At 62.4% G+C, this 21,099-nt stretch carries 18 protein-coding genes; 12 read left to right on the forward strand and 6 right to left on the reverse strand.

Annotated features, from left to right (window positions below; all coding sequences use genetic code 11):
- Positions 1-31 precede the first annotated feature (31 nt).
- Positions 32-682: a GNAT family N-acetyltransferase gene (locus I9018_RS20870; protein ID WP_068582542.1), complete on the reverse strand. Its 651-nt coding sequence runs from the start codon at positions 680-682 to the stop codon at positions 32-34.
- Between the two features lie 172 nt (positions 683-854).
- On the opposite strand from I9018_RS20870, the gene xthA reads away from it, so the two are divergent.
- Positions 855-1,667 carry an exodeoxyribonuclease III gene (gene xthA, locus I9018_RS20875; RefSeq protein WP_068582538.1) on the forward strand — a complete coding sequence of 271 codons (813 nt, stop codon included), beginning with the start codon at positions 855-857 and terminating at the stop codon, positions 1,665-1,667.
- A 49-nt stretch (positions 1,668-1,716) separates the two neighbouring features.
- Here the strand turns inward: xthA and I9018_RS20880 are convergent, their stop codons facing one another.
- Entirely contained in the window at positions 1,717-1,971 is a 255-nt protein-coding gene (locus I9018_RS20880; protein ID WP_225926507.1) for a YegP family protein, read from the reverse strand.
- A gap of 372 nt (positions 1,972-2,343) precedes the next feature.
- On the opposite strand from I9018_RS20880, the gene I9018_RS20885 reads away from it, so the two are divergent.
- Positions 2,344-3,726 carry a phosphate ABC transporter substrate-binding/OmpA family protein gene (locus I9018_RS20885; RefSeq protein WP_241107399.1) on the forward strand — a complete coding sequence of 461 codons (1,383 nt, stop codon included), beginning with the start codon at positions 2,344-2,346 and terminating at the stop codon, positions 3,724-3,726.
- Between the two features lie 55 nt (positions 3,727-3,781).
- Here the strand turns inward: I9018_RS20885 and I9018_RS20890 are convergent, their stop codons facing one another.
- The gene (locus I9018_RS20890) at positions 3,782-5,014 is read right to left on the reverse strand and encodes an acyl-CoA dehydrogenase (RefSeq protein WP_241107400.1); all 1,233 of its coding nucleotides are present in this window, start codon (positions 5,012-5,014) and stop codon (positions 3,782-3,784) included.
- 202 nt (positions 5,015-5,216) lie between these two features.
- On the opposite strand from I9018_RS20890, the gene I9018_RS20895 reads away from it, so the two are divergent.
- The 3 genes from I9018_RS20895 to I9018_RS20905 all read left to right on the forward strand — a co-directional run bounded on the left by I9018_RS20895 (position 5,217) and on the right by I9018_RS20905 (position 7,653).
- Positions 5,217-6,152: a LysR family transcriptional regulator gene (locus tag I9018_RS20895; RefSeq protein WP_068582529.1), complete on the forward strand. Its 936-nt coding sequence runs from the start codon at positions 5,217-5,219 to the stop codon at positions 6,150-6,152.
- A gap of 138 nt (positions 6,153-6,290) precedes the next feature.
- A complete protein-coding gene (locus tag I9018_RS20900; RefSeq protein WP_068582526.1) occupies positions 6,291-6,695 on the forward strand; it encodes a MerR family DNA-binding transcriptional regulator in 405 nt (134 codons plus the stop codon).
- A 58-nt stretch (positions 6,696-6,753) separates the two neighbouring features.
- Entirely contained in the window at positions 6,754-7,653 is a 900-nt protein-coding gene (locus I9018_RS20905; RefSeq protein ID WP_068582523.1) for a hydroxymethylglutaryl-CoA lyase, read from the forward strand.
- Positions 7,654-8,276: 623 nt separating this feature from the next.
- Here the strand turns inward: I9018_RS20905 and I9018_RS20910 are convergent.
- Positions 8,277-9,980, reverse strand: coding sequence for an AMP-binding protein (locus I9018_RS20910; protein WP_124348084.1), 1,704 nt, complete (start codon positions 9,978-9,980; stop codon positions 8,277-8,279).
- Between the two features lie 228 nt (positions 9,981-10,208).
- Between I9018_RS20910 and I9018_RS20915 the strand changes: the two genes are divergently transcribed.
- From I9018_RS20915 to I9018_RS20930, 4 genes are all read left to right on the forward strand, one after another.
- Positions 10,209-11,372: an isovaleryl-CoA dehydrogenase gene (locus tag I9018_RS20915; RefSeq protein ID WP_241107401.1), complete on the forward strand. Its 1,164-nt coding sequence runs from the start codon at positions 10,209-10,211 to the stop codon at positions 11,370-11,372.
- A 116-nt stretch (positions 11,373-11,488) separates the two neighbouring features.
- A complete protein-coding gene (locus I9018_RS20920) occupies positions 11,489-13,096 on the forward strand; it encodes a carboxyl transferase domain-containing protein (protein ID WP_241107402.1) in 1,608 nt (535 codons plus the stop codon).
- A gap of 17 nt (positions 13,097-13,113) precedes the next feature.
- Positions 13,114-13,929, forward strand: coding sequence for a gamma-carboxygeranoyl-CoA hydratase (locus I9018_RS20925; RefSeq protein WP_068582585.1), 816 nt, complete (start codon positions 13,114-13,116; stop codon positions 13,927-13,929).
- Positions 13,929-15,884, forward strand: coding sequence for an acetyl/propionyl/methylcrotonyl-CoA carboxylase subunit alpha (locus tag I9018_RS20930; RefSeq protein ID WP_241107403.1), 1,956 nt, complete (start codon positions 13,929-13,931; stop codon positions 15,882-15,884). The genes I9018_RS20925 and I9018_RS20930 overlap by 1 nt, the downstream gene beginning before the upstream one ends.
- A gap of 102 nt (positions 15,885-15,986) precedes the next feature.
- Here I9018_RS20930 and I9018_RS20935 read toward each other — a convergent pair whose 3' ends face one another.
- Positions 15,987-16,874, reverse strand: a complete 888-nt coding sequence (locus I9018_RS20935) for a LysR family transcriptional regulator (RefSeq protein WP_241107404.1) — start codon at positions 16,872-16,874, stop codon at positions 15,987-15,989.
- Positions 16,875-17,013: 139 nt separating this feature from the next.
- Here I9018_RS20935 and I9018_RS20940 point away from each other — a divergent pair, with 139 nt between their 5' ends.
- The gene (locus tag I9018_RS20940; protein WP_241107405.1) at positions 17,014-18,207 is read left to right on the forward strand and encodes an MFS transporter; all 1,194 of its coding nucleotides are present in this window, start codon (positions 17,014-17,016) and stop codon (positions 18,205-18,207) included.
- A gap of 87 nt (positions 18,208-18,294) precedes the next feature.
- Here the strand turns inward: I9018_RS20940 and I9018_RS20945 are convergent, their stop codons facing one another.
- Entirely contained in the window at positions 18,295-18,960 is a 666-nt protein-coding gene (locus I9018_RS20945) for a LexA family transcriptional regulator (protein WP_068582575.1), read from the reverse strand.
- A gap of 132 nt (positions 18,961-19,092) precedes the next feature.
- On the opposite strand from I9018_RS20945, the gene I9018_RS20950 reads away from it, so the two are divergent.
- The gene (locus tag I9018_RS20950) at positions 19,093-19,431 is read left to right on the forward strand and encodes a DUF3077 domain-containing protein (protein WP_068582572.1); all 339 of its coding nucleotides are present in this window, start codon (positions 19,093-19,095) and stop codon (positions 19,429-19,431) included.
- A gap of 493 nt (positions 19,432-19,924) precedes the next feature.
- Complete coding sequence (locus tag I9018_RS20955) at positions 19,925-21,079, forward strand: M14-type cytosolic carboxypeptidase (protein ID WP_241107406.1); 1,155 nt, start codon at positions 19,925-19,927, stop codon at positions 21,077-21,079.
- The last annotated feature ends 20 nt before the right edge of the window (positions 21,080-21,099 follow it).

The raw sequence follows: 21,099 nt of genomic DNA on the forward strand, positions 1-21,099 counted from the left end.
ATAGAGCGCTCAGGGACAAGGAAAGTTCGATTCAGCCCATTGCTCTTTGCAAGTGCTGCGGACTGGGGTGGAAAAACACATGCTCGCGCACCGGCCCCACCGCCACCTCACCGATCTCCTGATAACCCTGGCGCTGGTAGAACGCCAGGTAGCGGGGATTGCCGGTATCCAGCACCACTCCCCGAGAATGCTCGTCCACGGCACACCAATTGTGCACGGCCTCCAACAGTTGCTCGCCAAAATGCTGCCCCTGGAACTGCGGGTGCACTCCCAGCAGCGGCAGAACATGCAATGCATCGCTAGGCAGGCAGGCCCGGACGGCATCGTGATAGTCCAGGTAGCGCCGGGTGCATCGCAAGCCGGTGCTGAGCACCATGCGCATTCTCCAGGCCCAGCTTTCGGTGATCCCCAGCCGACGTTGTGGTGGAGCGATGAGGGCGATGCCGATCAGTCGGTCGTTGACCAACAGGCCAATGGCCGGCAGGTCCTGCATGAAGTGCTGCTTGACCAGCTCGCGTACCGTGGCCCGCACCCGCTGTTCATAACCGGCCCGCTCGGACTCGAAGATGAAGCCGAACGTCGGTTCATGGCGATACGCATGGTAGAGCAGCGACCGCGCTTCACGGGAATAGCCGCTGTCGAGCATATGGACATCGGCAATGACATTGCTGGCATCAGGCATGACGGTCACTCCCTTGGGTCCGGCGCAAATGGCCGTGTACTTGTATTACGAGCCTTGCGCGCCGCTGATCGTTCCCGCGCCCAAGGACATTAGCAGTGCATCGGCGACGCCGCCACGCTGGTCGATCCGGACGTTGTCAGCTAGCATCGTTGTTTTGCCAGGACCGCCGACCATGAAGATCGTCTCGTTCAATATCAACGGGCTGCGCGCCCGCCCCCATCAGCTGGCGGCGCTGATCGACAAACACCAGCCCGATGTCATCGGCCTGCAGGAAACCAAGGTCGCCGACGACCAGTTCCCCCTGGCCGAGATCCAGGAGCTGGGTTATCACGTGCACTACCATGGGCAGAAGGGTCACTACGGTGTCGCACTGCTCTCGCGCCAGGCACCGCTGGCACTGCACAAGGGCTTCGAGAACGACGAAGAAGACGCCCAGCGTCGTTTCATCTGGGGTACCTTCGCCGATGCCGATGGCACCCCGGTGACCATCATGAACGGCTACTTCCCCCAGGGCGAAAGCCGTGACCACCCCACCAAGTTCCCCGCCAAGGAGCGCTTCTACAGCGACCTGCAACAGTTGCTGGAAAGCCGCTTCAACAATGAGCAGCCCCTGGTGGTCATGGGCGATGTGAACATTTCCCCGGAAGATTGCGATATCGGCATTGGCGCCGACAACGCCAAACGCTGGCTCAAGACCGGCAAGTGCAGCTTCCTGCCGGAAGAGCGCGAGTGGATGGCACGCCTGAAGAACTGGGGCCTGGTGGACAGTTTCCGCCACCTGAACCCCGAGGTGGACGACCGCTTCAGCTGGTTCGACTATCGCAGCCGCGGCTTCGAGGTGGAACCCAAGCGCGGCCTGCGCATCGACCTGATCATGGCCTCCCGGGGATTGTTGCCACGGATCAAGGATGCCGGAGTCGACTATGACCTGCGAGGCATGGAGAAACCTTCTGACCATGCGCCGATCTGGCTCGAGCTGAGCTGATTGCCAGGCACAAAAAAGCCCATCTGACGATGGGCTTTTTTCTACCAGTTTACAGCTGGACGCGCTGGACTCGGTCAGTGGTGCCGGCGCTGGCAATCTCGCCGATGGCCCTCTCCAGGGACTCTTCCGAATCGTACAGGTGACTGGTGAGGATCACCTCATTGCCGGACTTGAGCTTGAAATATGGCTTGCCGCCCGCCGAAATTTTCTTGACGTAGCGCTCGGCGAAGGAGCAGTGTGCGCGGAACAGGCCGAGGGCTGCCTCGGCACTGTCCCGGCAGGGGTAGCGGTCGCTTTGAAGCATGGTCTGCGCCTCCTTTGTCTTGAGCAAGAATCTGCACGCACCACTGCCATACTGCTTCAGTTCAAACCAGGCACTCATTTGCAACTCCTTTGAAAGTCACGAGAACTGGCAGCTCCACGCTGCCGGGGCATCTGCGGGGATGACGCGTTGGCAGTCGCCCCAATCCCCTACAGACAAAGTTGTCCACTCTACGTAGGCCTCAAAGGCTGGTCTTTAGGAAAGATCTCAAAAAATCTAGAGAAAACAGCTATTTATAGCGTAGGACTTTCGCCATTTATTGAAGGCAAGCGCCCTTCGTCACATCCCTGTCACCTCCCTGACTTAATCTCGCCGGCACGTACCTCTTCCTCTATATAGAAGGCCAGTGCCACCATGCCCCGCGTTGCTTCCGCCAGTGAACGAGATATCTGGTGCAGGACCATCAGCCTGTTCCTGATCGGCTTCATTTGTTATGCCCTGCCCTGGTCGGCATTCGCTGCCCTGCCCCTGGTTGCGGATAACGCGGCGGTCCTGCGAATCCAGGGCTCCAACACCATTGGGGCACGGCTCGGCCCGGCACTGGCCAAGGGCTTGATGGAGCAGCAGGGCCTGCGCGACATCAAGATCCTGGCAAACAGCAAGGACAATGAGCAGCAGATCGTCGGCCTGACGCCCCAAGGCCGCCAGGTCCGGATAGACGTGGCCGCCCATGGCTCGAGCACCGGCTTTGCCGCCCTGAAGAACACCCGGGCCGACCTGGCGGCCTCATCGCGCCCGATCAGGGACAGCGAGCTGGTGGAACTGGAAAGCCTCGGCGACCTGAAAAGTCCTGGCGCCGAGCAGGTCATCGCCATCGATGGCCTGGCGATCATCCTGCATCCACACAATCCCCTAACCCGCCTGAGCACCGAGCAACTGGCGCGCCTGTTCAGCGGCGAGGCCAAGACCTGGGAAGAATTGGGGGGGATCGGTGGCCCGGTTCATCTCTATGCCCGGGATGATCAGTCCGGCACCTACGACACCTTCAAGGAACTGGTGCTGGGCGGACGCGGCAAAAGCCTGAGTGCCACAGCAAAACGCTTCGAGTCCAGCGAACAGCTATCCGATGCAGTCAGCCAGGACCCTCAAGGCATCGGTTTCATCGGCCTGCCCTACGTGCGCCAGGCCAAGGCGGTGGCCATCGCCGACGGTGACTCGCAGCCCATGCTGCCACTCAACAGCCTGATCGCCACCGAGGACTATCCGCTGTCGCGTCGGTTGTACCTGTACCTGCCACCCACTAGCCAAAACCCCTGGGCCGAGGCCCTGGTCAACTTTGCCCAAAGCGCCAAGGGACAGGCCATCGTGGCCGCCAATGGCTTCGTCGCCCAGACCGTACGAGCCATGAGCGTGACGCCCAGCTCGCAGATGCCCGAGGCCTACCAGGCCCTGACCCGGGAGGCCCAGCGCCTGAGCGTGAACTTTCGCTTCGAGGAAGGCAGCGCCAACCTGGACAACAAGGCCCGCCAGGACCTGAACCGCGTCCTGGACTACCTGCGCCAGCACGGCAAGATGACTCGCCAAGTGACCCTGGCCGGATTCGGCGATGACAAGAGCGACCCGAGCCGGGCCGCGCTGCTGTCCAAGTTGCGGGCCATGGCGGTGCGTCGGGAGCTGGTGAAAAGTGGTGTGGTGTTCCGCGAAATTCGCGGCTTCGGTGCGCAACTGCCGGTAGCGGCCAACACCGCCGACGAGGGGCGAATCAAGAACCGGCGGGTGGAGGTCTGGGTCTACTGAAACAACGCTCGCTACCTGTCGGCAAGTTGCACCGACAGGTAGCGCAGTCGCCTGGTCAGTGGCCGCCGCTGCGCATCAATTCGCGGGGCACGTACTTGCCGATCTCGTACTTGCCGATCGCCGCGCGGTGCACTTCATCCGGACCATCGGCCAGGCGCAGGGTACGCTGCATCGCATACATGTAGGCCAGCGGGAAGTCATTGGAAACACCGGCCCCGCCATGGATCTGGATCGCCCGGTCGATCACCCGCAGGGCCACGTTCGGCGCCACCACCTTGATCTGGGCAATCTCGCTCTTGGCCACCTTGTTACCGACGGTATCCATCATGTAGGCCGCCTTGAGGGTCAGCAGGCGCGCCATGTCGATCTCCATCCGCGAATCGGCGATCTTGTCGATATTGCCCCCCAGCCGGGCCAAGGGTTTGCCGAACGCGGTGCGGTTCACTGAACGCTTGCACATCAGCTCCAGCGCACGCTCGGCCATGCCGATCGAACGCATGCAGTGGTGGATGCGCCCCGGGCCAAGGCGCCCCTGGGCGATCTCGAAACCACGCCCCTCGCCCAGCAGTACGTTTTCATAGGGCACGCGGACATTGTCGAAGATCACCTCGGCATGACCATGGGGCGCGTCGTCGTAGCCAAAGACCGGCAGCGGACGGACGATCTTCACCCCGGGGGTATCCACGGGCACCAGGATCATCGAGTGCTGCTGGTGGCGCGGCGCATCCGGATTGCTCAGGCCCATGAAGATCAGGATCTTGCAACGTGGATCGCAAGCGCCCGAGGTCCACCACTTCTTGCCATTGATGACCCATTCATCACCATCGCGTACCGCCCGGGCCGCCATATTGGTGGCATCGGACGAGGCCACGTCCGGTTCGGTCATGGCGAAGGCGGAGCGGATCTCGCCACGCAGCAACGGTTGCAACCAGCGCTGCTTCTGCTCCTCGTTGGCATACCGCACCAGCACTTCCATGTTGCCGGTGTCGGGGGCCGAGCAGTTGAAGGGTTCCGGACCAAGCATCGAGCGCCCCATGATTTCCGCCAGAGGTGCGTATTCCAGGTTGGTCAGCCCGGCCCCCAGCTCGGACTCGGGCAGGAACAGGTTCCACAACCCTTCGGCCTGGGCCTTGAGCTTGAGCTCTTCCATGATGGCGGTCGGCTGCCAGCGGTCGCCTTCGGCAACCTGGCGCTCGAAGACCGCTTCAGCCGGATAAACATAGGCATCCATGAACGCGGTGACGCGCTCACGCAGTTCCTGGACCTTGGGGGAATAGGCGAATTCCATGGGCAGCTCTACCTCTAGGCAAACGGGTGTGGAGGGACTGAAATCGATGCTAGTTCAGCTACGAAAATTTACCTAGCCTATTCTCAGCGTGTATTAACATTCATCACCGATATATGATCGGCTGATTCTGCAGGCTCCCAAGCCGCCCCCTCACGTGCCCGTAACGGCCCCTCGCCGAGGCCAACAATAAGAGTGCAGCGCCATGAATCTGAGCAAGGTAGACCTCAACCTCTTCATCGTTTTCGACGCGATCTACACCGAAGCCAACCTGACCCGCGCCGGCCAGATCGTCGGCATCACCCAGCCAGCGGTGTCCAACGCCCTGGCCCGCCTGCGCGAAACCTTCAATGACCCGCTGTTCGTCAGGACCGCCCAGGGCATGGTGCCGACCCCCATGGCGCAGAACATCATCGGCCCGGTGCGCAACGCCCTGTCGTTGCTGCGGGTCTCGGTCCAGGAGAGCCGGATCTTCAACCCCTTGCAGGCGGTGAAAACCTACCGCATCAGCATGACCGACCTGACCGAGGCCGTGATCCTGCCACCGCTGTTCCAGCGCCTGCGGCGCCTGGCGCCGACGGTGGCGATCGAGAGCTTCCTCTCCAAGCGCCGGGAAACCACCAAGGAACTGGCGGCCGGCCGGCTGGATTTCGCCGTGGATGCGCCGCTCAACACCGACCCCCAGGTGCGGCACGTCAAGCTCATGGAAGACCGCTATGTCTGCGCCATGCGCAAGGGCCACCCTCTGGCGGGCAAGGAGAAGTTCACCCTCGACGACTACCTGTCGCTGGCCCATATCCATATCTCCAGCCGACGCAGCGGCCTCGGCCATGTCGACCTGGCCCTGGGCAAGATGGGCATCCAGCGCAAGATCGCCCTGCGCTCCCAGCATTACCTGATGGCCTCGCTGGTCCTGCAGCAGACCGACATGGTCATGACCGTTCCCGCGCGCTTTGCCCGGCGCCACGACCTGCAGGCTTTCAACCTGCCGGTCAACGATGTACCGGCGGTGGAAACCCATCTCTACTGGCACGAAAGCACCGACCAGGACCCGGCCAACCGCTGGATGCGCGAGCAGATGATCGAGCTGTGCCAGCACGTCGCCGTCCAGGAGAAGAAACTCGACCAACAGGCACTTTGAGCCTCGATGTTCGCCAACCCCGCTCCTGCCAATGCCCGCAGGAACCGGGGTGCCCGCGCAGGCGCTGCGCGGGGGATTGCTTGACGTATACGTCAACCTGCCTTTAGCTTAACGCCAAGTCCTATCTTGAGCGCCTCCATGAGCAGCCAGACCTACAGCATTTCCGACCTCGCCCGCGAGCTCGACATCACCACCCGGGCCATCCGCTTCTATGAGGAGCAGGGCCTGCTGGCCCCCGAGCGCCGGGGCCAGGAACGCATCTATTCGCCGCGGGACAAGGTCAGCCTGAAGCTGATCCTGCGGGGCAAACGCATCGGCTTCTCCCTGGCCGAGTGCCGCGAACTGATCGAGCTCTACGACCCCTCCAGCGGCAACCTCAAGCAACTGCACAGCATGTTGGCGAAGATCGCCGAGCGCCGCGAACAACTCGAACAGCAACTGCTGGACATCGAACAGATGAAGCTGGAACTCGACACCGCCGAGGAGCGTTGCACCCAGGCCCTGCAGCAAACCATCCAGAACCAGAACAGCACTGCCCAATAACCTGCGCGAGCAAACGGTTCGCACCGGCATCCGCCATCATTCAGAGAAGGTGAACCCCATGTCCCTCCCCAGCCACGTACGCCTGGTCGAAGTCGGCCCGCGCGACGGCCTGCAAAACGAAGCCCAGCCCATCAGCGTCGACGACAAGGTCCAACTGGTGGACGCCCTGAGTGCCGCAGGCCTTGGCTATATAGAAGTCGGTAGCTTCGTCTCGCCCAAGTGGGTACCGCAGATGGCCGGCTCGGCCGAGGTTTTCGCCCGCATCCAGCGCAAGCCGGGAGTGGTCTATGGCGCCCTGGCGCCCAACCTGCGCGGTTTCGAGGATGCCCTGGCGGCCGGGGTCAAGGAAGTCGCGGTGTTCGCCGCGGCCTCGCAAGCCTTCTCCCAGCGCAATATCAATTGCTCCATCAGTGAAAGCCTGGCGCGCTTCGTGCCGATCATGGACGCCGCACGACAGCACGGCATCAGCGTGCGCGGCTATGTGTCCTGTGTACTGGGCTGCCCCTATGAAGGCGAAGTGGCTGCCGAGCAAGTGGCCGCGGTTGCCCGCGAGCTCTACGCCATGGGCTGCTACGAAGTCTCCCTGGGCGACACCATCGGCACCGGTACTGCCGGCGCGACTCGCCGGATGTTCGAGGTCGTGGGTGCCCAGGTCCCCCGAGACAAGCTCGCCGGGCACTTCCACGATACCTACGGCCAGGCCCTGGCCAATATCTACGCCAGCCTGCAGGAAGGCATCGCGGTATTCGACAGTTCCGTCGCCGGCCTGGGCGGTTGCCCCTACGCCAAGGGCGCCAGCGGTAACGTCGCTACCGAGGATGTGCTGTACCTGCTCGATGGCCTGGGTATCCATACCGGTGTCGACCTGGAGCAGTTGATCCAAGCCGGGAATCGCATCAGCCAGGTAGTGGGACGCCCCACCGGCTCACGCGTGGCCAAGGCACGTAGCGCCCAATAGAAGCGATGTGCGGCCGGTGTGTTACCGGCCGCTCTGGAATGGGGCAGTAACGAGTAACACGGAAACAGTTTGTTGATTTTCTTACGATACAGATTGTCCTACAAAATCATCAAGCTATTGATTTTAAAGGACTTTAAAAAGTTGGCACGGCTTCTGCTATCTCTATGGCATAACAAGAATAAAAAGCTGCAAACCTAATAAAAATAAGACGTAACGACTCTGACATAACAAAAACAACACGGCAGAGACGCAGCTAACAGATTTTTTTGGAGAAGGTGCACTGTGCGGGACGGCTTGCAAGAGTCATCCGCAATCGGTCAGAGAACAATAAAACTACCCCTGAGGTAGCTCCCGAACCGGTTGGATCGCCCTGGCGACACATTGAATCAGCGCTCAAAAAAATACGTTTGCTCTTGATCCCGGATGGGGACCGCCAAAAACAGCGGTAAAGGGCCACGGTCGACAAAAACAACAACAGGCCGCCCCTCAATAATAAAAAAAGAGCACGCAACGACAAATTAAAGGGGAGCTTCGGCTCCCCTTTGTGCTTCCTGCCTTTCGTGTTTTCCCGCCCGGCCCGCGTCAGGGGCGGGCACCGGGAGCGATGCCAGCCCCTGAGGCGATCATCCCTTGCCCAGGTGCTCGCGCAACTCCTCGGTGCTGATTTCCCGCATGCGGAACTTCTGGATCTTGCCGGTCACAGTCATCGGGAACTCTTCGACGAACTTGAAGTAACGCGGCGTCTTGAAGTGTGCGATGCGCTCCTTGCACCAGCTCTGCAACTCCAGCTCATCGGCCGAACGCCCGGGGTGGAACTTGATCCAGGCCACGATCTCCTCGCCATATCGAGTGCAAGGCACCCCCACCACCTGCACATCGGCCACCGCCGGGTGGGTGAAGAAGAATTCCTCCAGCTCCCGCGGATAGATGTTCTCGCCACCGCGAATGATCATGTCCTTGTTGCGCCCGGCAATACGCACGTACCCCTGCTCGTCCATCGTCGCCAGGTCGCCGGTGTGCATCCAGCCGGCCGGGTCGATGGACTCGCGGGTGCTTTCGGGGTTGTTCCAGTAACCGAGCATCACGCTATAGCCCCGGGTGCAGAGCTCGCCGATGGCGCCACGTGGCAACACATTGCCGGCCTCATCGATGATCTTGCTTTCCAGGTGCGGCTGAGTGCGCCCCACGGTGGTCACCCGCAGTTCCAGTTCGTCGGCCGGGCCAGTCTGCAGCGATACCGGGCTCGTCTCGGTCATGCCATAGGCGATCTGCACCTCGCTCATGTGCATCTCGCCGATCACCCGGCGCATTACTTCGATCGGGCAGGTGGCGCCAGCCATGATCCCGGTGCGCAGGCTCGACAGGTCGAACTCAGCCCGGCGGAGCTGGTCGAGCATGGCGATGAACATGGTCGGTACGCCGTACAGCGCGGTGGCCCGCTCCTGGGCCACCGCTTCAAGGGTCAGCAGCGCATCGAAGGCATCGTTGGGGTAGATCATAGTGGTGCCATGGGTGACACAGCCCAGGTTGCCCATGACCATGCCGAAGCAGTGGTACAGCGGCACCGGAATCACCAAGCGATCGGTAGCGGTGAGCCCCAGGCTCTCCCCGACCATGTAGCCGTTGTTGAGAATGTTGTAGTGGCTCAGGGTCGCGCCCTTGGGAAAGCCGGTGGTGCCCGAGGTGTACTGGATGTTCACCGGCTGATCGAAATCCAGGCTGTCCTGGCGAGCCTGCAACTGCTCGGCGCTGGCGCCGGCAGCCAATGCACTCAGTTGCGACCACGGCAGGAACCCCGACGGTGGCTGGGCATCCAGGCTGATGACCCCACGCAGCTCTGGCAACAGTTGGCTGTGCAATTGGCCAATGGACTGTTCAGCCAGTTCCGGCAGCAACCCTTGGAGCATGCCGTGGTAATCGGACGTCTTGAAGGCCCCGGCACAGACCAGCCACTGGCAGCCGGACTGCTTGAGCACGTATTCCAGTTCGGCAGCGCGATAGGCCGGGTTGATGTTCACCAGGATCACGCCGATCTTGGCGCTGGCGAACTGGGCAATGCACCACTGGGCACAGTTGGGAGCCCAGATCCCCAGGCGGTCACCGGTCTTGAGCCCCAGGGCCAGCATGGCCCTGGCATGCAGATCGACCGTCTCGCGCAGTTGCTGCCAGGTGTAGCGCAACTGCTGGTGGCGGACCACCAGCGCCTCGCCCTGGGGATGGGCGGCGACGGTGTTGTCGAAGGCCTGGCCGATGGTCAGCGCCAGCAAGGCGCGGTCTTGCGTACCACGGGTGTAGCTGCGATCCGGCTGGGAACCCGAGTGTTCCATGACGACCCCTATTGTCTTTATTAGTGGGTGTTCAGGAGCCTGGCCGATGGTGCAGGCAAGCCGGACTCCAAGCGAAAGCCTGGTTACTCTGGCGCAAGTTGACGTTTACGTAAAGGGCGATTGACAGCCATCCGGCGCAGGTTTACGTTAACGTAAAGGTGAGAGCCAGGCAGCGCCGCTCTCCGCGTCTCGTTCCTCGATAAAAACAAATTTTGAAGGTGCCCCGCCATGAGTTACCCGACCCTGAACTTCGCCCTCGGTGAAACCATCGACATGCTGCGCCAACAGGTCCAGGCCTTCGTCAAGGCGGAGCTGGCGCCAAGGGCGGCACAGATCGACGCCGACAACCTGTTCCCCGCCGACATGTGGCGCAAGTTCGGCGACATGGGCCTGCTGGGCATCACCGTGCCGGAAGAATACGGCGGTGCCGGCCTGGGTTACCTGGCCCATGTGGTGGCCATGGAAGAAATCAGCCGCGGCTCGGCCTCGGTGGCCCTGTCCTACGGCGCCCACTCCAACCTGTGCGTCAACCAGATCAACCGTAACGGCAACCATGAGCAAAAGAGCAAGTACCTGCCCAAGCTGATCAGCGGCGAGCACATCGGCGCCCTGGCCATGAGCGAACCCAACGCCGGCTCCGACGTGGTGTCGATGAAGCTGCGCGCCGACAAGCGCGGCGACCGCTTCGTACTCAACGGCAGCAAGACCTGGATCACCAACGGCCCCGACGCCAACACCTACGTGATCTACGCCAAGACCGACCTGGAAAAGGGCCCCCACGGCATCACCGCGTTCATCGTCGAGCGCGACTGGAAAGGCTTCAGCCGCAGCAACAAGTTCGACAAGCTGGGCATGCGCGGCTCCAACACCTGCGAGCTGTTCTTCGATGACGTCGAGGTGCCGGAAGAGAACATTCTTGGCGTGCTCAATGGTGGCGTGAAGGTACTGATGAGCGGCCTGGACTACGAGCGCGTGGTGCTCTCCGGCGGCCCGACCGGGATCATGCAGGCCTGCATGGACCTGGTGGTGCCCTACATCCACGACCGCAAACAATTCGGCCGGAGCATCGGCGAGTTCCAGCTGATCCAGGGCAAGATCGCCGACATGTACACCCAGCTCAACGCCAGCCGTGCCTACCTGTACGCGGTGGCCCAGGCCTGCGAGCGTGGCGAGACCACCCGCAAGGACGCCGCCGGGGTGATCCTCTACTCCGCCGAACGCGCTACCCAGATGGCCCTGGATGCGATCCAGATCCTCGGCGGCAATGGCTACATCAATGAATTCCCGGCCGGACGCCTGCTGCGCGACGCCAAGCTCTACGAGATCGGCGCCGGCACCAGCGAGATCCGCCGCATGTTGATCGGTCGCGAACTGTTCAACGAAACCCGCTGAAGCAGCTTCAAGCAGAAAGCTACAAGCAGCAAGACAAACAGCGATGCGCGCTTGCAGCCACAACACTGAACATTCTTGCAGCTTGAAGCTTGAGGCTTGATTCTGCGCGAGGAGTCATGATGATCCTGAAGTCACAGTTGAACACTAAATCACCAGAGTTCGTGCAGAACCGGAGCGCCATGGCGGCCCAGGTCGATGCCCTGCATACCCTGCTGGCCCAGGTCCAGCAAGGCGGCGGCGCCAAGGCCCAGGAGCGCCATACCTCCAGGGGCAAGCTGCTGCCCCGCGAGCGGATCAATCGCTTGCTCGATCCCGGTTCGCCGTTCCTCGAGGTCAGCCCACTGGCAGCCTATGAGGTCTATGGCGAGGACGTACCCGCCGCCGGAGTGATCGCCGGCATCGGCCGGGTGGAAGGCGTGGAATGCATGATCGTGGCCAACGATGCCACGGTCAAAGGCGGCTCCTACTACCCGCTGACCGTAAAAAAACACCTGCGCGCGCAAACCATCGCCCTGCAGAATCGCCTGCCCTGCATCTACCTGGTGGACTCCGGCGGCGCCAACCTGCCGCGCCAGGACGAAGTGTTTCCGGATCGCGAGCACTTCGGGCGGATCTTCTTCAACCAGGCCAACATGAGCGCCCAGGGCATCCCGCAGATCGCCGTGGTCATGGGCTCCTGCACCGCCGGCGGCGCCTACGTGCCGGCCATGGCCGACGAAGCGATCATGGTCCGCGAGCAGGCCACCATCTTCCTCGCCGGTCCACCACTGGTGAAGGCCGCCACCGGCGAAGTGGTGAGCGCCGAGGACCTGGGCGGGGCCGACGTGCACTGCAAGGTTTCCGGCGTGGCCGACCACTATGCCGAGAGCGATGAGCACGCCCTGGCCCTGGCGCGGCGCAGCGTGGCCAACCTCAATTGGCACAAGCAGGGCCAGTTGCAGCAACGCACGCCGATCGCCCCGCTGTATGAGCGCGATGAGCTGTATGGCGTGGTACCGGCCGATCCCAAGCAGCCGTTCGATGTGCGCGAAGTCATCGCGCGCCTGGTGGACGGTTCGCTGTTCGATGAATTCAAGGCGCTGTTCGGCACCACCCTGGTGTGTGGCTTTGCCCATCTGCACGGCTACCCGGTGGCGATCCTGGCCAACAACGGCATCCTGTTCGCCGAGGCGGCGCAAAAAGGCGCGCATTTCATCGAGCTGGCGTGCCAGCGCGGCATCCCGTTGCTGTTCCTGCAGAACATCACCGGCTTCATGGTGGGCCAGAAGTACGAAGCCGGCGGCATCGCCAAGCACGGTGCCAAGCTGGTGACGGCGGTGGCTTGCGCCCAGGTGCCGAAATTCACCGTGATCATCGGTGGCAGCTTCGGTGCCGGTAACTACGGCATGTGCGGCCGCGCCTACGATCCACGCTTCTTGTGGATGTGGCCCAACGCGCGGATCGGCGTGATGGGCGCCGAGCAGGCCGCCGGCGTGCTGGTCCAGGTCAAGCGCGAGCAGGCAGAACGTAGCGGACAGGGGTTCGACGCGACCCAGGAAGCCCAGATCAAGCAACCGATCCTCGACCAGTACGAGCACCAGGGGCACCCCTACTACTCCAGCGCCCGGCTGTGGGACGACGGCGTCATCGACCCGGCGCAGACCCGCGAGGTGCTGGCCCTGGCGTTGTCCGCGTCCCTCAACGCCCCTATCGAACAGAGCCGTTTCGGCGTGTTCCGCATGTAATCCTGCGCGAGAAGATCATGAGCGACTTCAATACCCTGGAACTGCTGCGCGACCCTCGTGGCTTCGCCACCTTGTGGCTCAGCCGTGAAGAAAAGAACAACGCCTTCAACGCCGAGATGATCCGCGAACTGATCCTGGCCCTGGACCAGGTGCAAGGCGATCCCAACCTGCGCTTCCTGCTGCTGCGCGGCCGTGGCCGGCATTTCAGCGCCGGCGCCGACCTGGCCTGGATGCAGCAGTCGGCCGAACTGGACTACAACACCAACCTCGACGACGCCCGGGAACTGGCGGAGTTGATGTACAACCTGGCCAAGCTGAAGATCCCGACCCTGGCCGTGGTACAAGGCGCGGCCTTCGGCGGCGCCTTGGGCCTGATCAGCTGCTGCGACATGGCCATTGCCAGTGACGACGCACAATTCTGTTTGTCGGAAGTGCGCATCGGCCTGGCCCCGGCGGTGATCAGCCCGTTCGTGGTCCAGGCCATCGGCGAACGCGCCGCCCGGCGCTATGCCTTGACCGCCGAGCGCTTCGACGGCCCGCGTGCGCGAGACATCGGCCTGCTGGCCGAGAGCTACCCGGCGGCAGAGCTGGAACAGCACGTCACCCGCTGGATCGACAACCTGCTGCTCAACAGCCCCCAGGCCATGCGTGCCAGCAAGGACCTGTTGCGTGAAGTGGGCAACGGCGCCCTGACCACCGCCCTGCGCCGCTACTGCGAGAACGCCATCGCGCGGATCCGCGTCAGCCCCGAAGGACAGGAAGGCCTGCGGGCGTTCCTGGAGAAACGCCCGCCCAGCTGGCAGGCCGAGACCACGACCAAGGAGTCCCGCTGATGAGCGCGCCGATCCTAGATACCCTGCTGGTGGCCAACCGTGGCGAGATCGCCTGCCGCGTGATGCGCACCGCCAAGGCCCTGGGCCTGACCACCGTGGCCGTGCACAGCGCCACCGACCGCGATGCCCGGCACAGCCGTGAAGCGGATATCCGCGTGGACCTGGGCGGCAGCAAGGCCAGCGAAAGCTACCTGCAGATCGACAAGCTGATCGCCGCCGCCAAGGCCAGCGGCGCCCAGGCCATCCACCCCGGTTATGGCTTTCTTTCCGAGAACGCCGGTTTCGCCCGGGCCATCGAGGCCGCCGGGCTGATCTTCCTCGGCCCACCGGCTTCGGCCATCGACGCCATGGGCAGCAAGTCGGCCGCCAAGGCCTTGATGGAAACCGCCGGCGTACCGTTGGTGCCGGGCTACCACGGCGAGGCCCAGGACCTGGAGACCTTCCGCAACGCCGCCGAGCGCATTGGTTATCCGGTGTTGCTCAAGGCCACCGCCGGTGGCGGTGGCAAGGGCATGAAGGTGGTGGAAGACGTCAGCCAGCTGGCCGAAGCCCTGGCCTCGGCCCAGCGTGAAGCACAGTCGTCGTTCGGCGATTCGCGGATGCTGGTGGAGAAATACCTGCTCAAGCCCCGCCATGTGGAGATCCAGGTCTTTGCCGACCAACACGGCAACTGCCTGTACCTCAACGAGCGCGACTGCTCGATCCAGCGTCGCCACCAGAAAGTGGTGGAAGAAGCCCCGGCCCCAGGCTTGAGCGCTGAACTGCGCAAGGCCATGGGCGAAGCTGCGGTACGCGCGGCCCAGGCCATCGGCTATGTCGGGGCCGGTACCGTGGAATTCCTGCTCGACGCCCGTGGCGAATTCTTCTTCATGGAAATGAACACCCGCCTGCAGGTGGAGCACCCGGTCACCGAAGCCATCACCGGCCTGGACCTGGTGGCCTGGCAGATCCGTGTGGCCCGTGGCGAAGCCCTGCCCATGACCCAGGAACAAGTGCCGTTGCTGGGCCATGCCATCGAAGTACGCCTGTACGCCGAGGACCCGGGCAACGACTTCCTGCCGGCCACCGGCCGCCTGGAGCTGTATCGCGAGTCCGCCAGCCGCCCTGGCCGGCGCGTGGACAGCGGCGTCGAGGAAGGCGACAGCGTATCGCCGTTCTACGATCCCATGCTGGGCAAGCTGATCGCCTGGGGCGAGGACCGTGAACAGGCCCGCCTGCGCCTGCTGAGCATGCTCGATGAGTTCGCCATCGGCGGCCTGAAGACCAACCTGGCGTTCCTGCGCCGGATCATCGCCCACCCGGCCTTCGCCGAGGCCCAACTGGACACCGGCTTCATTGCGCGCCACCAGGAACACCTGCTGCCGGCAGCCCGGGAGCTGGGCGAGGACTTCTGGCAAGCGGCGGCGCACGCCTTCAGCCAGGGTCTTTCGCAGCGCGAGCGCCAGGACGATCCGCACTCGCCCTGGGCGGTGCTCGATGGCTGGCGCAGCGGCCTGCCGGCACAGATAGCCCTGCACTTGAGTGCCGATGGACAGGACCGGGCCATCAGCCTGGGCGCCCCTGGCAGCGACTACAAGTTGCAGGGCGAACGCCTGCTGGTGGAGCAACAAGGCGTACGCCGTGAGCACCGGGCCATCCGTCGTGGCGACACCCTGTACCTGCACTGGCAGGGCAACATGCACAGTGTTACCGCCTACGATCCGATCGCTGCGGTCGATGCCAGCCACAGCCAGCACGGTGGCCTCACCGCCCCCATGAACGGCAGCATCGTCCGGATCCTGGTGGAGGCCGGACAACAGGTCGAAGCCGGCGCGCAACTGGTGGTACTCGAGGCCATGAAGATGGAACACAGCATCCGCGCGCCCCATGCCGGGATCGTCAAGGCGCTGTATTGCCAGGAAGGCGAGATGGTCAGCGAAGGCAGTGCGCTGGTGGAGCTGGAACAGCCAGCCTGATGACAAACACCCGCCGCCAGGCGGGTTGTGGCCTTAGCGCACGCAACATGATCGATCGATGCACCCTTGGCTGGCGATCAGCCAGGGGGCGCATCGCGGCCGTCAGAGTGGAAACAGGTTGTCCACGATAAAGTCCACGAACACCCGGATCTTCGGTGACAGGTGGCGGCTGGACGGCCACAGTACATGGAACACCATTTCTTCCTGGATATGACCCTCCAGCACCGTGACCAGGCGGCCTTGCTGCAACTGCGCCCGCACGGCGATTTCAGGCACGCAGGCCAGCCCCAGGCCCTGCTCGGCAAAACACAACTGCGGATCCAGGCTGTTGCTCACCATGCTGGCTGGCAGCTCGAGAGCGGGCATATGGGCCGGACGACCCAGGGGCCAGGCATCCAGCTTGCCGGTACTGGGGAACCGATAGAGCAGGCAGGCATGGTGCATCAGGTCTTGGGGCTCGAGTGGAATACCCGCCTGCTGGAAATACCCTGGCGCCCCCACGACGACCCTGCGACAGGCTCCCAGGCGCCGGGCAATCAAGCGCGAGTCACTGGGTATACCCGTACGGATGACGGCATCGAAGCCTTCCTCGATGACATCCACCAGCCGATCCGAGTAGTCGATGTCCAGCTCGATATCCGGATAGCACCGCTTGAACTGCGCAAGCTTGGGCATGAACAGCGTCCCGACCGAGGGCAGGCTGATGCGCAGCCTGCCGCGAGGCGCTTCGCGGGTCTGCATCAACTCGGCTTCGGCGGACTCCACCTCGGCCAGGATACGGCGACAGCGCTCCAGGAATAGCGTGCCCTCCGGCGTCAGGCTGACCGTACGGGTGGATCGGTGGAACAACCGCACCCCGAGCCGCTCCTCCAGTCGGGCAATGGCCTTGCTGACCGCCGAGGCCGAGATGCCCAATTGCCGCCCCGCGGCCGTAAAGCTACGGGATACGCTGACCCGGACGAACATATCGAGAGAACCCAGGTTCTCCATATTGCACCGCCTTATTGATGACTCAAACATCACAAATGTTTTTAACTTTATCTTATTTCTCTTTTATTCCTAGGCTTGCAGCATAGGGCTGGCGTGCTCGATGAAGAGCCGTACCTACTTTGAATTCAGGAACGGATGGATGAATCAGATGACTGCATCTGCATTGCACGAGGGCAGCGAGCGGCTGCCGATGGGGGGACTGCTGGCCTTGGCAATGGCAGCCTTCATTACCCTGTTGACCGAAATCATGCCGGCCGGCTTGCTGTCTTCTATCGCACAAGGGCTAGCAGTATCCGAAGGCCTGGCCGGCCAGTTCATCACGGCCTACGCCGTGGGGGCCCTGGTGGCGGCCATTCCGATCACCTACCTGACCCAGGGCATGCGACGGCGGCCTTTGCTGTTGGTGGCGATCGGTGGCTTCGCCCTGGTCAACCTGGTGACGGCGCTGTCCGGCCACTACGGCATTTCACTGGTGGCACGCTTTATCGCGGGGGTGTTCGGCGGCATCGTCTGGTCGTTGCTGGCCGGTTATGCCGTGCGCATGTCACCGGCACGCTTCAGCGGCCGGGCGATCGCGATTTCGGGAGCCGGCGCAACCCTTGCGCTGGTATTGGGCGTGCCATTGGGCACACTGCTGGGGCGGGCCATCGGTTGGCAGGGTGCCTTCGGCCTGATGAGCGGGTTGGCCGTGCTCCTCATCGCCTGGGTACTGGCCGCCGTACCGGACTTCCCGGGACAGGATCACCCACAGCGCCAGTCCCTGGCTGGCGTCTTCATGAAAACCGGTATCCGCTCGGTGCTGTTCGTGGTGCTCAGCTTCGTGGTGGCCCACAACATTCTGTACATCTATATCGAGCCGCTCCTGCAATCTTCGGGCTTGTCCGCGAAGGTGGACGTCATCTTGTTTGTCTTCGGCTCGGGCTCCATCGTCGGCCTGTGGATCGTCGGGGTCATGGTCGACCGCCGGCTGGCACGCCTGTCCATCGCCAGCATCAGCCTGTTTGCCGTGGCTGCCCTGATACTCGGCCAGTGGGGCGACAGCCCGGCCATGGTCTATCTGTCCGTTGTGCTGTGGGGGGGCGCCGTCGGAGGCTTCGCGACGATCACGCAAACCGCATTGTCACGCTTTGCCGGCAATTCGGTGGACGTGGCCCAGTCCATGTACACGACCGGCTGGAACATCGCAGTAGCCACGGGCGGGATCGTCGGCGGCCTCTTGCTGGATCGCACGGGCCCCGCGTCCTTCGCCTGGGTGACGATTGGCATCCTGGTCACTTCTTTACTGGGCACGGTCCTGGCCATGAACAGGGCCTTGGCACGCCAGGGTCGATAGAAGGTCCTCCAGCGGCCTAGCCCGGAATGCAAAAAGCCCCTGCCTGAAACCAGGAAGGGGCTTTGCCGATTGATGGCGACTGCGTCTTCAGAACTTCGCGGTCGCTTGTACGACGACGCCAATGACCCGGCATTCGTCGCTGTAGAGCATCTTCGGGTAAGTGGGATTCAAAGGCACCAGGTAACGCTGGCTACCTTCCTGCACCAGCTTGCGAAAGATCGCCTCGCAACTGCCGGGGCACTGCACGACCACCAGTTTGCCCGGCTCGGCCGCAATGGCCGGATCGACCAGGATCAACATATCCTGGCTGATGCTCAGGCCACTGGGGGCGATCATCGCGTCACCGACCACCACCAGCCAGAACGCCGCGCCCTGGGACTGGTAATCGGTCAACTCGTAACGCTCCGGCACATAGGACGGCTGGCCATCCTCGCGGACTTCACCGGCATTGCGCCAATCGCTGACGGGATAACGGAAGTACGGGTTGTACTTGTGCAACAGCGAAGGCTGGTCCTCCAGGGGCTCGCCATCGTCGCCGACCATGGGTTTCTCACGAACCACCAGCACCACTTCCAGGAACCCCATGCCGATCTCTTCCAGCACTCGGTTCATGTCCTCGATCTTGGGCTGGCGCCGCTTGCTCAGCCAATGGCCGATGCCGCCTTGGGACATGCCCAGGCGCTCGGCGAGCTTTTCCTGCGTGACCTTGCGGCCTTTCATGTTGGCCTTGACCAACTCGATCCATTTATCCATGGGCGGAACAATACGTTGTGTATTTCCCGCCTCAACACACAAGTTGTAGTATTTGAAATGGCGTCACAATTACAATACGTATTAACCTACCCCCTGCCCCCTCTTTCCTTTCATCCAGACAAGGCAGAATTCATGAACACAAGCAGCAAGGACGTGCCGGAACTCGAGACAGAGGCCACATTAAGTTCGCTCAAGGGCAGCCACGCGGCGCGGCGAGCGATGGACTACTACCTCAACCCAACCCCAGGCGAAGGGGAAAAGGAGGAAAAATTCTTCGAGATCAGGAGCAACCTCAGCAGCGAGGAAGCCATGATCCATGCATCCGACCTGCTACGTTGTGCGGCCGCTACCGCCTATGACGCAGCCAGCGGCCTGCGCGGCCCCAATCGTGACCTGGCGTTCTCGGTGGTGCATATGATCGACCTGGCCAAGGCCCTGGTGGACAAATCCCTGGAAGGCCAGCGGTCGTGAGTCGAATTGACGTGCATGCCCCAGCTGGCAAGCGCCAGGAACGGGGAAATCAGGAATGGGAAAAAAATTTCCAACAGGCAGGGAAAAACATTTGACTTGCAAATGATAATGATTATTATTGCAAGCAACTGATCGCGAGATCGGTCGATAGCCCAAAGGACCTTAGGTCGGACCTTTGGATTATCTCCTCATCAGGCTAATCACGGTTTTTGACCCGGCTTTTTGCCGGGTCTTTTTTTTGGCCAGTTTCTCTGGCTTGGCTTCAGGCTAATGAAGACTGGGTACTGCTAAAAATAATGGCGGCGATGATAGCAAAAGAATGTCCTTTTGCAAGAGAACGCCTGTCGTAAACCGCTCTGGAATCTCAATGTAGCGCTTGAGAATCAATCGCATACACACTAAGCTTCACGAGCGTCAAGGACGACGCCCCCCTTCTTTTACCCCCTCCGATGTGTAGAGTAACGGTCACAACAATCCTGTACAGGAACCAACCATGACCGTGGGCAATCACTCTTCTTTCCATATCAGCGCTGATTTCGACAGCGGCAACATCGACGTACTGGACACCAGCAACCCACTACAGGTGCAACTGGCCATCCGCCCGGATACCCAGAGCCCGCATTTCCAGTGGTTTCACTTCAAGGCCAGCGGCCTGCATATCGGCCAGGAGCACTGGTTTCGCCTGACCAATGCCAGCCAGTCCTCCTATGGCAAAGCCTGGACCGGCTATCAGGCCGTTGCCTCCTATGACCACGTGAACTGGTTTCGCATCCCCACGATCTTCGAAGGCGACGCCCTGCGCTTCAATCTCGAGGCCACCCAGACCCACGCCTGGTTCGCCTACTTCGAGCCCTACAGCCGCGGTCGCCACGACTGGCTGATCGAGCAAGCGATGAACAAGGCCGGCACCGAGCTGCTGGCGGTGGGCAAGAGCGTCGAAGGCCGGGACATCCAATTGCTGCGCAAGGGCACGGGCGCCCCTGGTCAGCGCAAGATCTGGATCATTGCCCAGCAGCATCCCGGCGAGCACATGGCCGAATGGTTCATGGAAGGCGTGATCGAGCGCCTGCAGCGTCACGATGACCAGGAACTCAATGCCCTACTGGCCAAGGCCGACCTGTACCTGGTGCCGAACATGAACCCGGACGGCGCCTTCCACGGCAACCTGCGTACCAATGCCAAGGGCCAGGACCTCAACCGCGCCTGGCAGAGCGCCAGCCAGGAACTCAGCCCGGAAGTCCTGTTCGTCCAGCAACAGATGGAACAGTACGGTGTCGACCTATTCCTCGATGTTCACGGCGACGAGGAGATCCCCCACGTGTTCACCGCTGGCTGCGAGGGCAACCCAGGCTATACCCCGCACCAGGCCAGGCTGGAAGAACACTTCCGCAGTCATCTCAAGCGCCAGACCCGGGATTTCCAGACCACCCACGGCTACACCCGCGACAATCCCGGCCAAGCCAACATGACCCTGGCCTGCAATGCCGTGGGAGAGAAGTACGGCTGCCTGGCACTGACCCTGGAGATGCCGTTCAAGGACCACGACGATGCTCCCAATCCGCTCACGGGCTGGTCGGGCAAGCGCTCCATGCAACTGGGCAAGGACGTCCTGAGTACCCTGGCCGACCTGGCCGATAGCCTGCGCTGACGCCGGACGACGACTGCGCG

This window comes from Pseudomonas sp. MPFS, from assembly GCF_022537035.1.
GTDB classification, from domain to species: domain Bacteria; phylum Pseudomonadota; class Gammaproteobacteria; order Pseudomonadales; family Pseudomonadaceae; genus Aquipseudomonas; species Aquipseudomonas sessilinigenes.

What these genes read in the sequence shown, in the direction of transcription:
- I9018_RS20870 (WP_068582542.1), bottom strand. Translation starts at nt 682, where the DNA reads ATGCCTGATGCCAGCAATGTCATTGCCGATGTCCATATGCTCGACAGC.
- xthA (WP_068582538.1), top strand. Translation starts at nt 855, where the DNA reads ATGAAGATCGTCTCGTTCAATATCAACGGGCTGCGCGCCCGCCCCCAT.
- I9018_RS20880 (WP_225926507.1), bottom strand. Translation starts at nt 1,971, where the DNA reads ATGCTTCAAAGCGACCGCTACCCCTGCCGGGACAGTGCCGAGGCAGCC.
- I9018_RS20885 (WP_241107399.1), top strand. Translation starts at nt 2,344, where the DNA reads ATGCCCCGCGTTGCTTCCGCCAGTGAACGAGATATCTGGTGCAGGACC.
- I9018_RS20890 (WP_241107400.1), bottom strand. Translation starts at nt 5,014, where the DNA reads ATGGAATTCGCCTATTCCCCCAAGGTCCAGGAACTGCGTGAGCGCGTC.
- I9018_RS20895 (WP_068582529.1), top strand. Translation starts at nt 5,217, where the DNA reads ATGAATCTGAGCAAGGTAGACCTCAACCTCTTCATCGTTTTCGACGCG.
- I9018_RS20900 (WP_068582526.1), top strand. Translation starts at nt 6,291, where the DNA reads ATGAGCAGCCAGACCTACAGCATTTCCGACCTCGCCCGCGAGCTCGAC.
- I9018_RS20905 (WP_068582523.1), top strand. Translation starts at nt 6,754, where the DNA reads ATGTCCCTCCCCAGCCACGTACGCCTGGTCGAAGTCGGCCCGCGCGAC.
- I9018_RS20910 (WP_124348084.1), bottom strand. Translation starts at nt 9,980, where the DNA reads ATGGAACACTCGGGTTCCCAGCCGGATCGCAGCTACACCCGTGGTACG.
- I9018_RS20915 (WP_241107401.1), top strand. Translation starts at nt 10,209, where the DNA reads ATGAGTTACCCGACCCTGAACTTCGCCCTCGGTGAAACCATCGACATG.
- I9018_RS20920 (WP_241107402.1), top strand. Translation starts at nt 11,489, where the DNA reads ATGATGATCCTGAAGTCACAGTTGAACACTAAATCACCAGAGTTCGTG.
- I9018_RS20925 (WP_068582585.1), top strand. Translation starts at nt 13,114, where the DNA reads ATGAGCGACTTCAATACCCTGGAACTGCTGCGCGACCCTCGTGGCTTC.
- I9018_RS20930 (WP_241107403.1), top strand. Translation starts at nt 13,929, where the DNA reads ATGAGCGCGCCGATCCTAGATACCCTGCTGGTGGCCAACCGTGGCGAG.
- I9018_RS20935 (WP_241107404.1), bottom strand. Translation starts at nt 16,874, where the DNA reads ATGGAGAACCTGGGTTCTCTCGATATGTTCGTCCGGGTCAGCGTATCC.
- I9018_RS20940 (WP_241107405.1), top strand. Translation starts at nt 17,014, where the DNA reads ATGAATCAGATGACTGCATCTGCATTGCACGAGGGCAGCGAGCGGCTG.
- I9018_RS20945 (WP_068582575.1), bottom strand. Translation starts at nt 18,960, where the DNA reads ATGGATAAATGGATCGAGTTGGTCAAGGCCAACATGAAAGGCCGCAAG.
- I9018_RS20950 (WP_068582572.1), top strand. Translation starts at nt 19,093, where the DNA reads ATGAACACAAGCAGCAAGGACGTGCCGGAACTCGAGACAGAGGCCACA.
- I9018_RS20955 (WP_241107406.1), top strand. Translation starts at nt 19,925, where the DNA reads ATGACCGTGGGCAATCACTCTTCTTTCCATATCAGCGCTGATTTCGAC.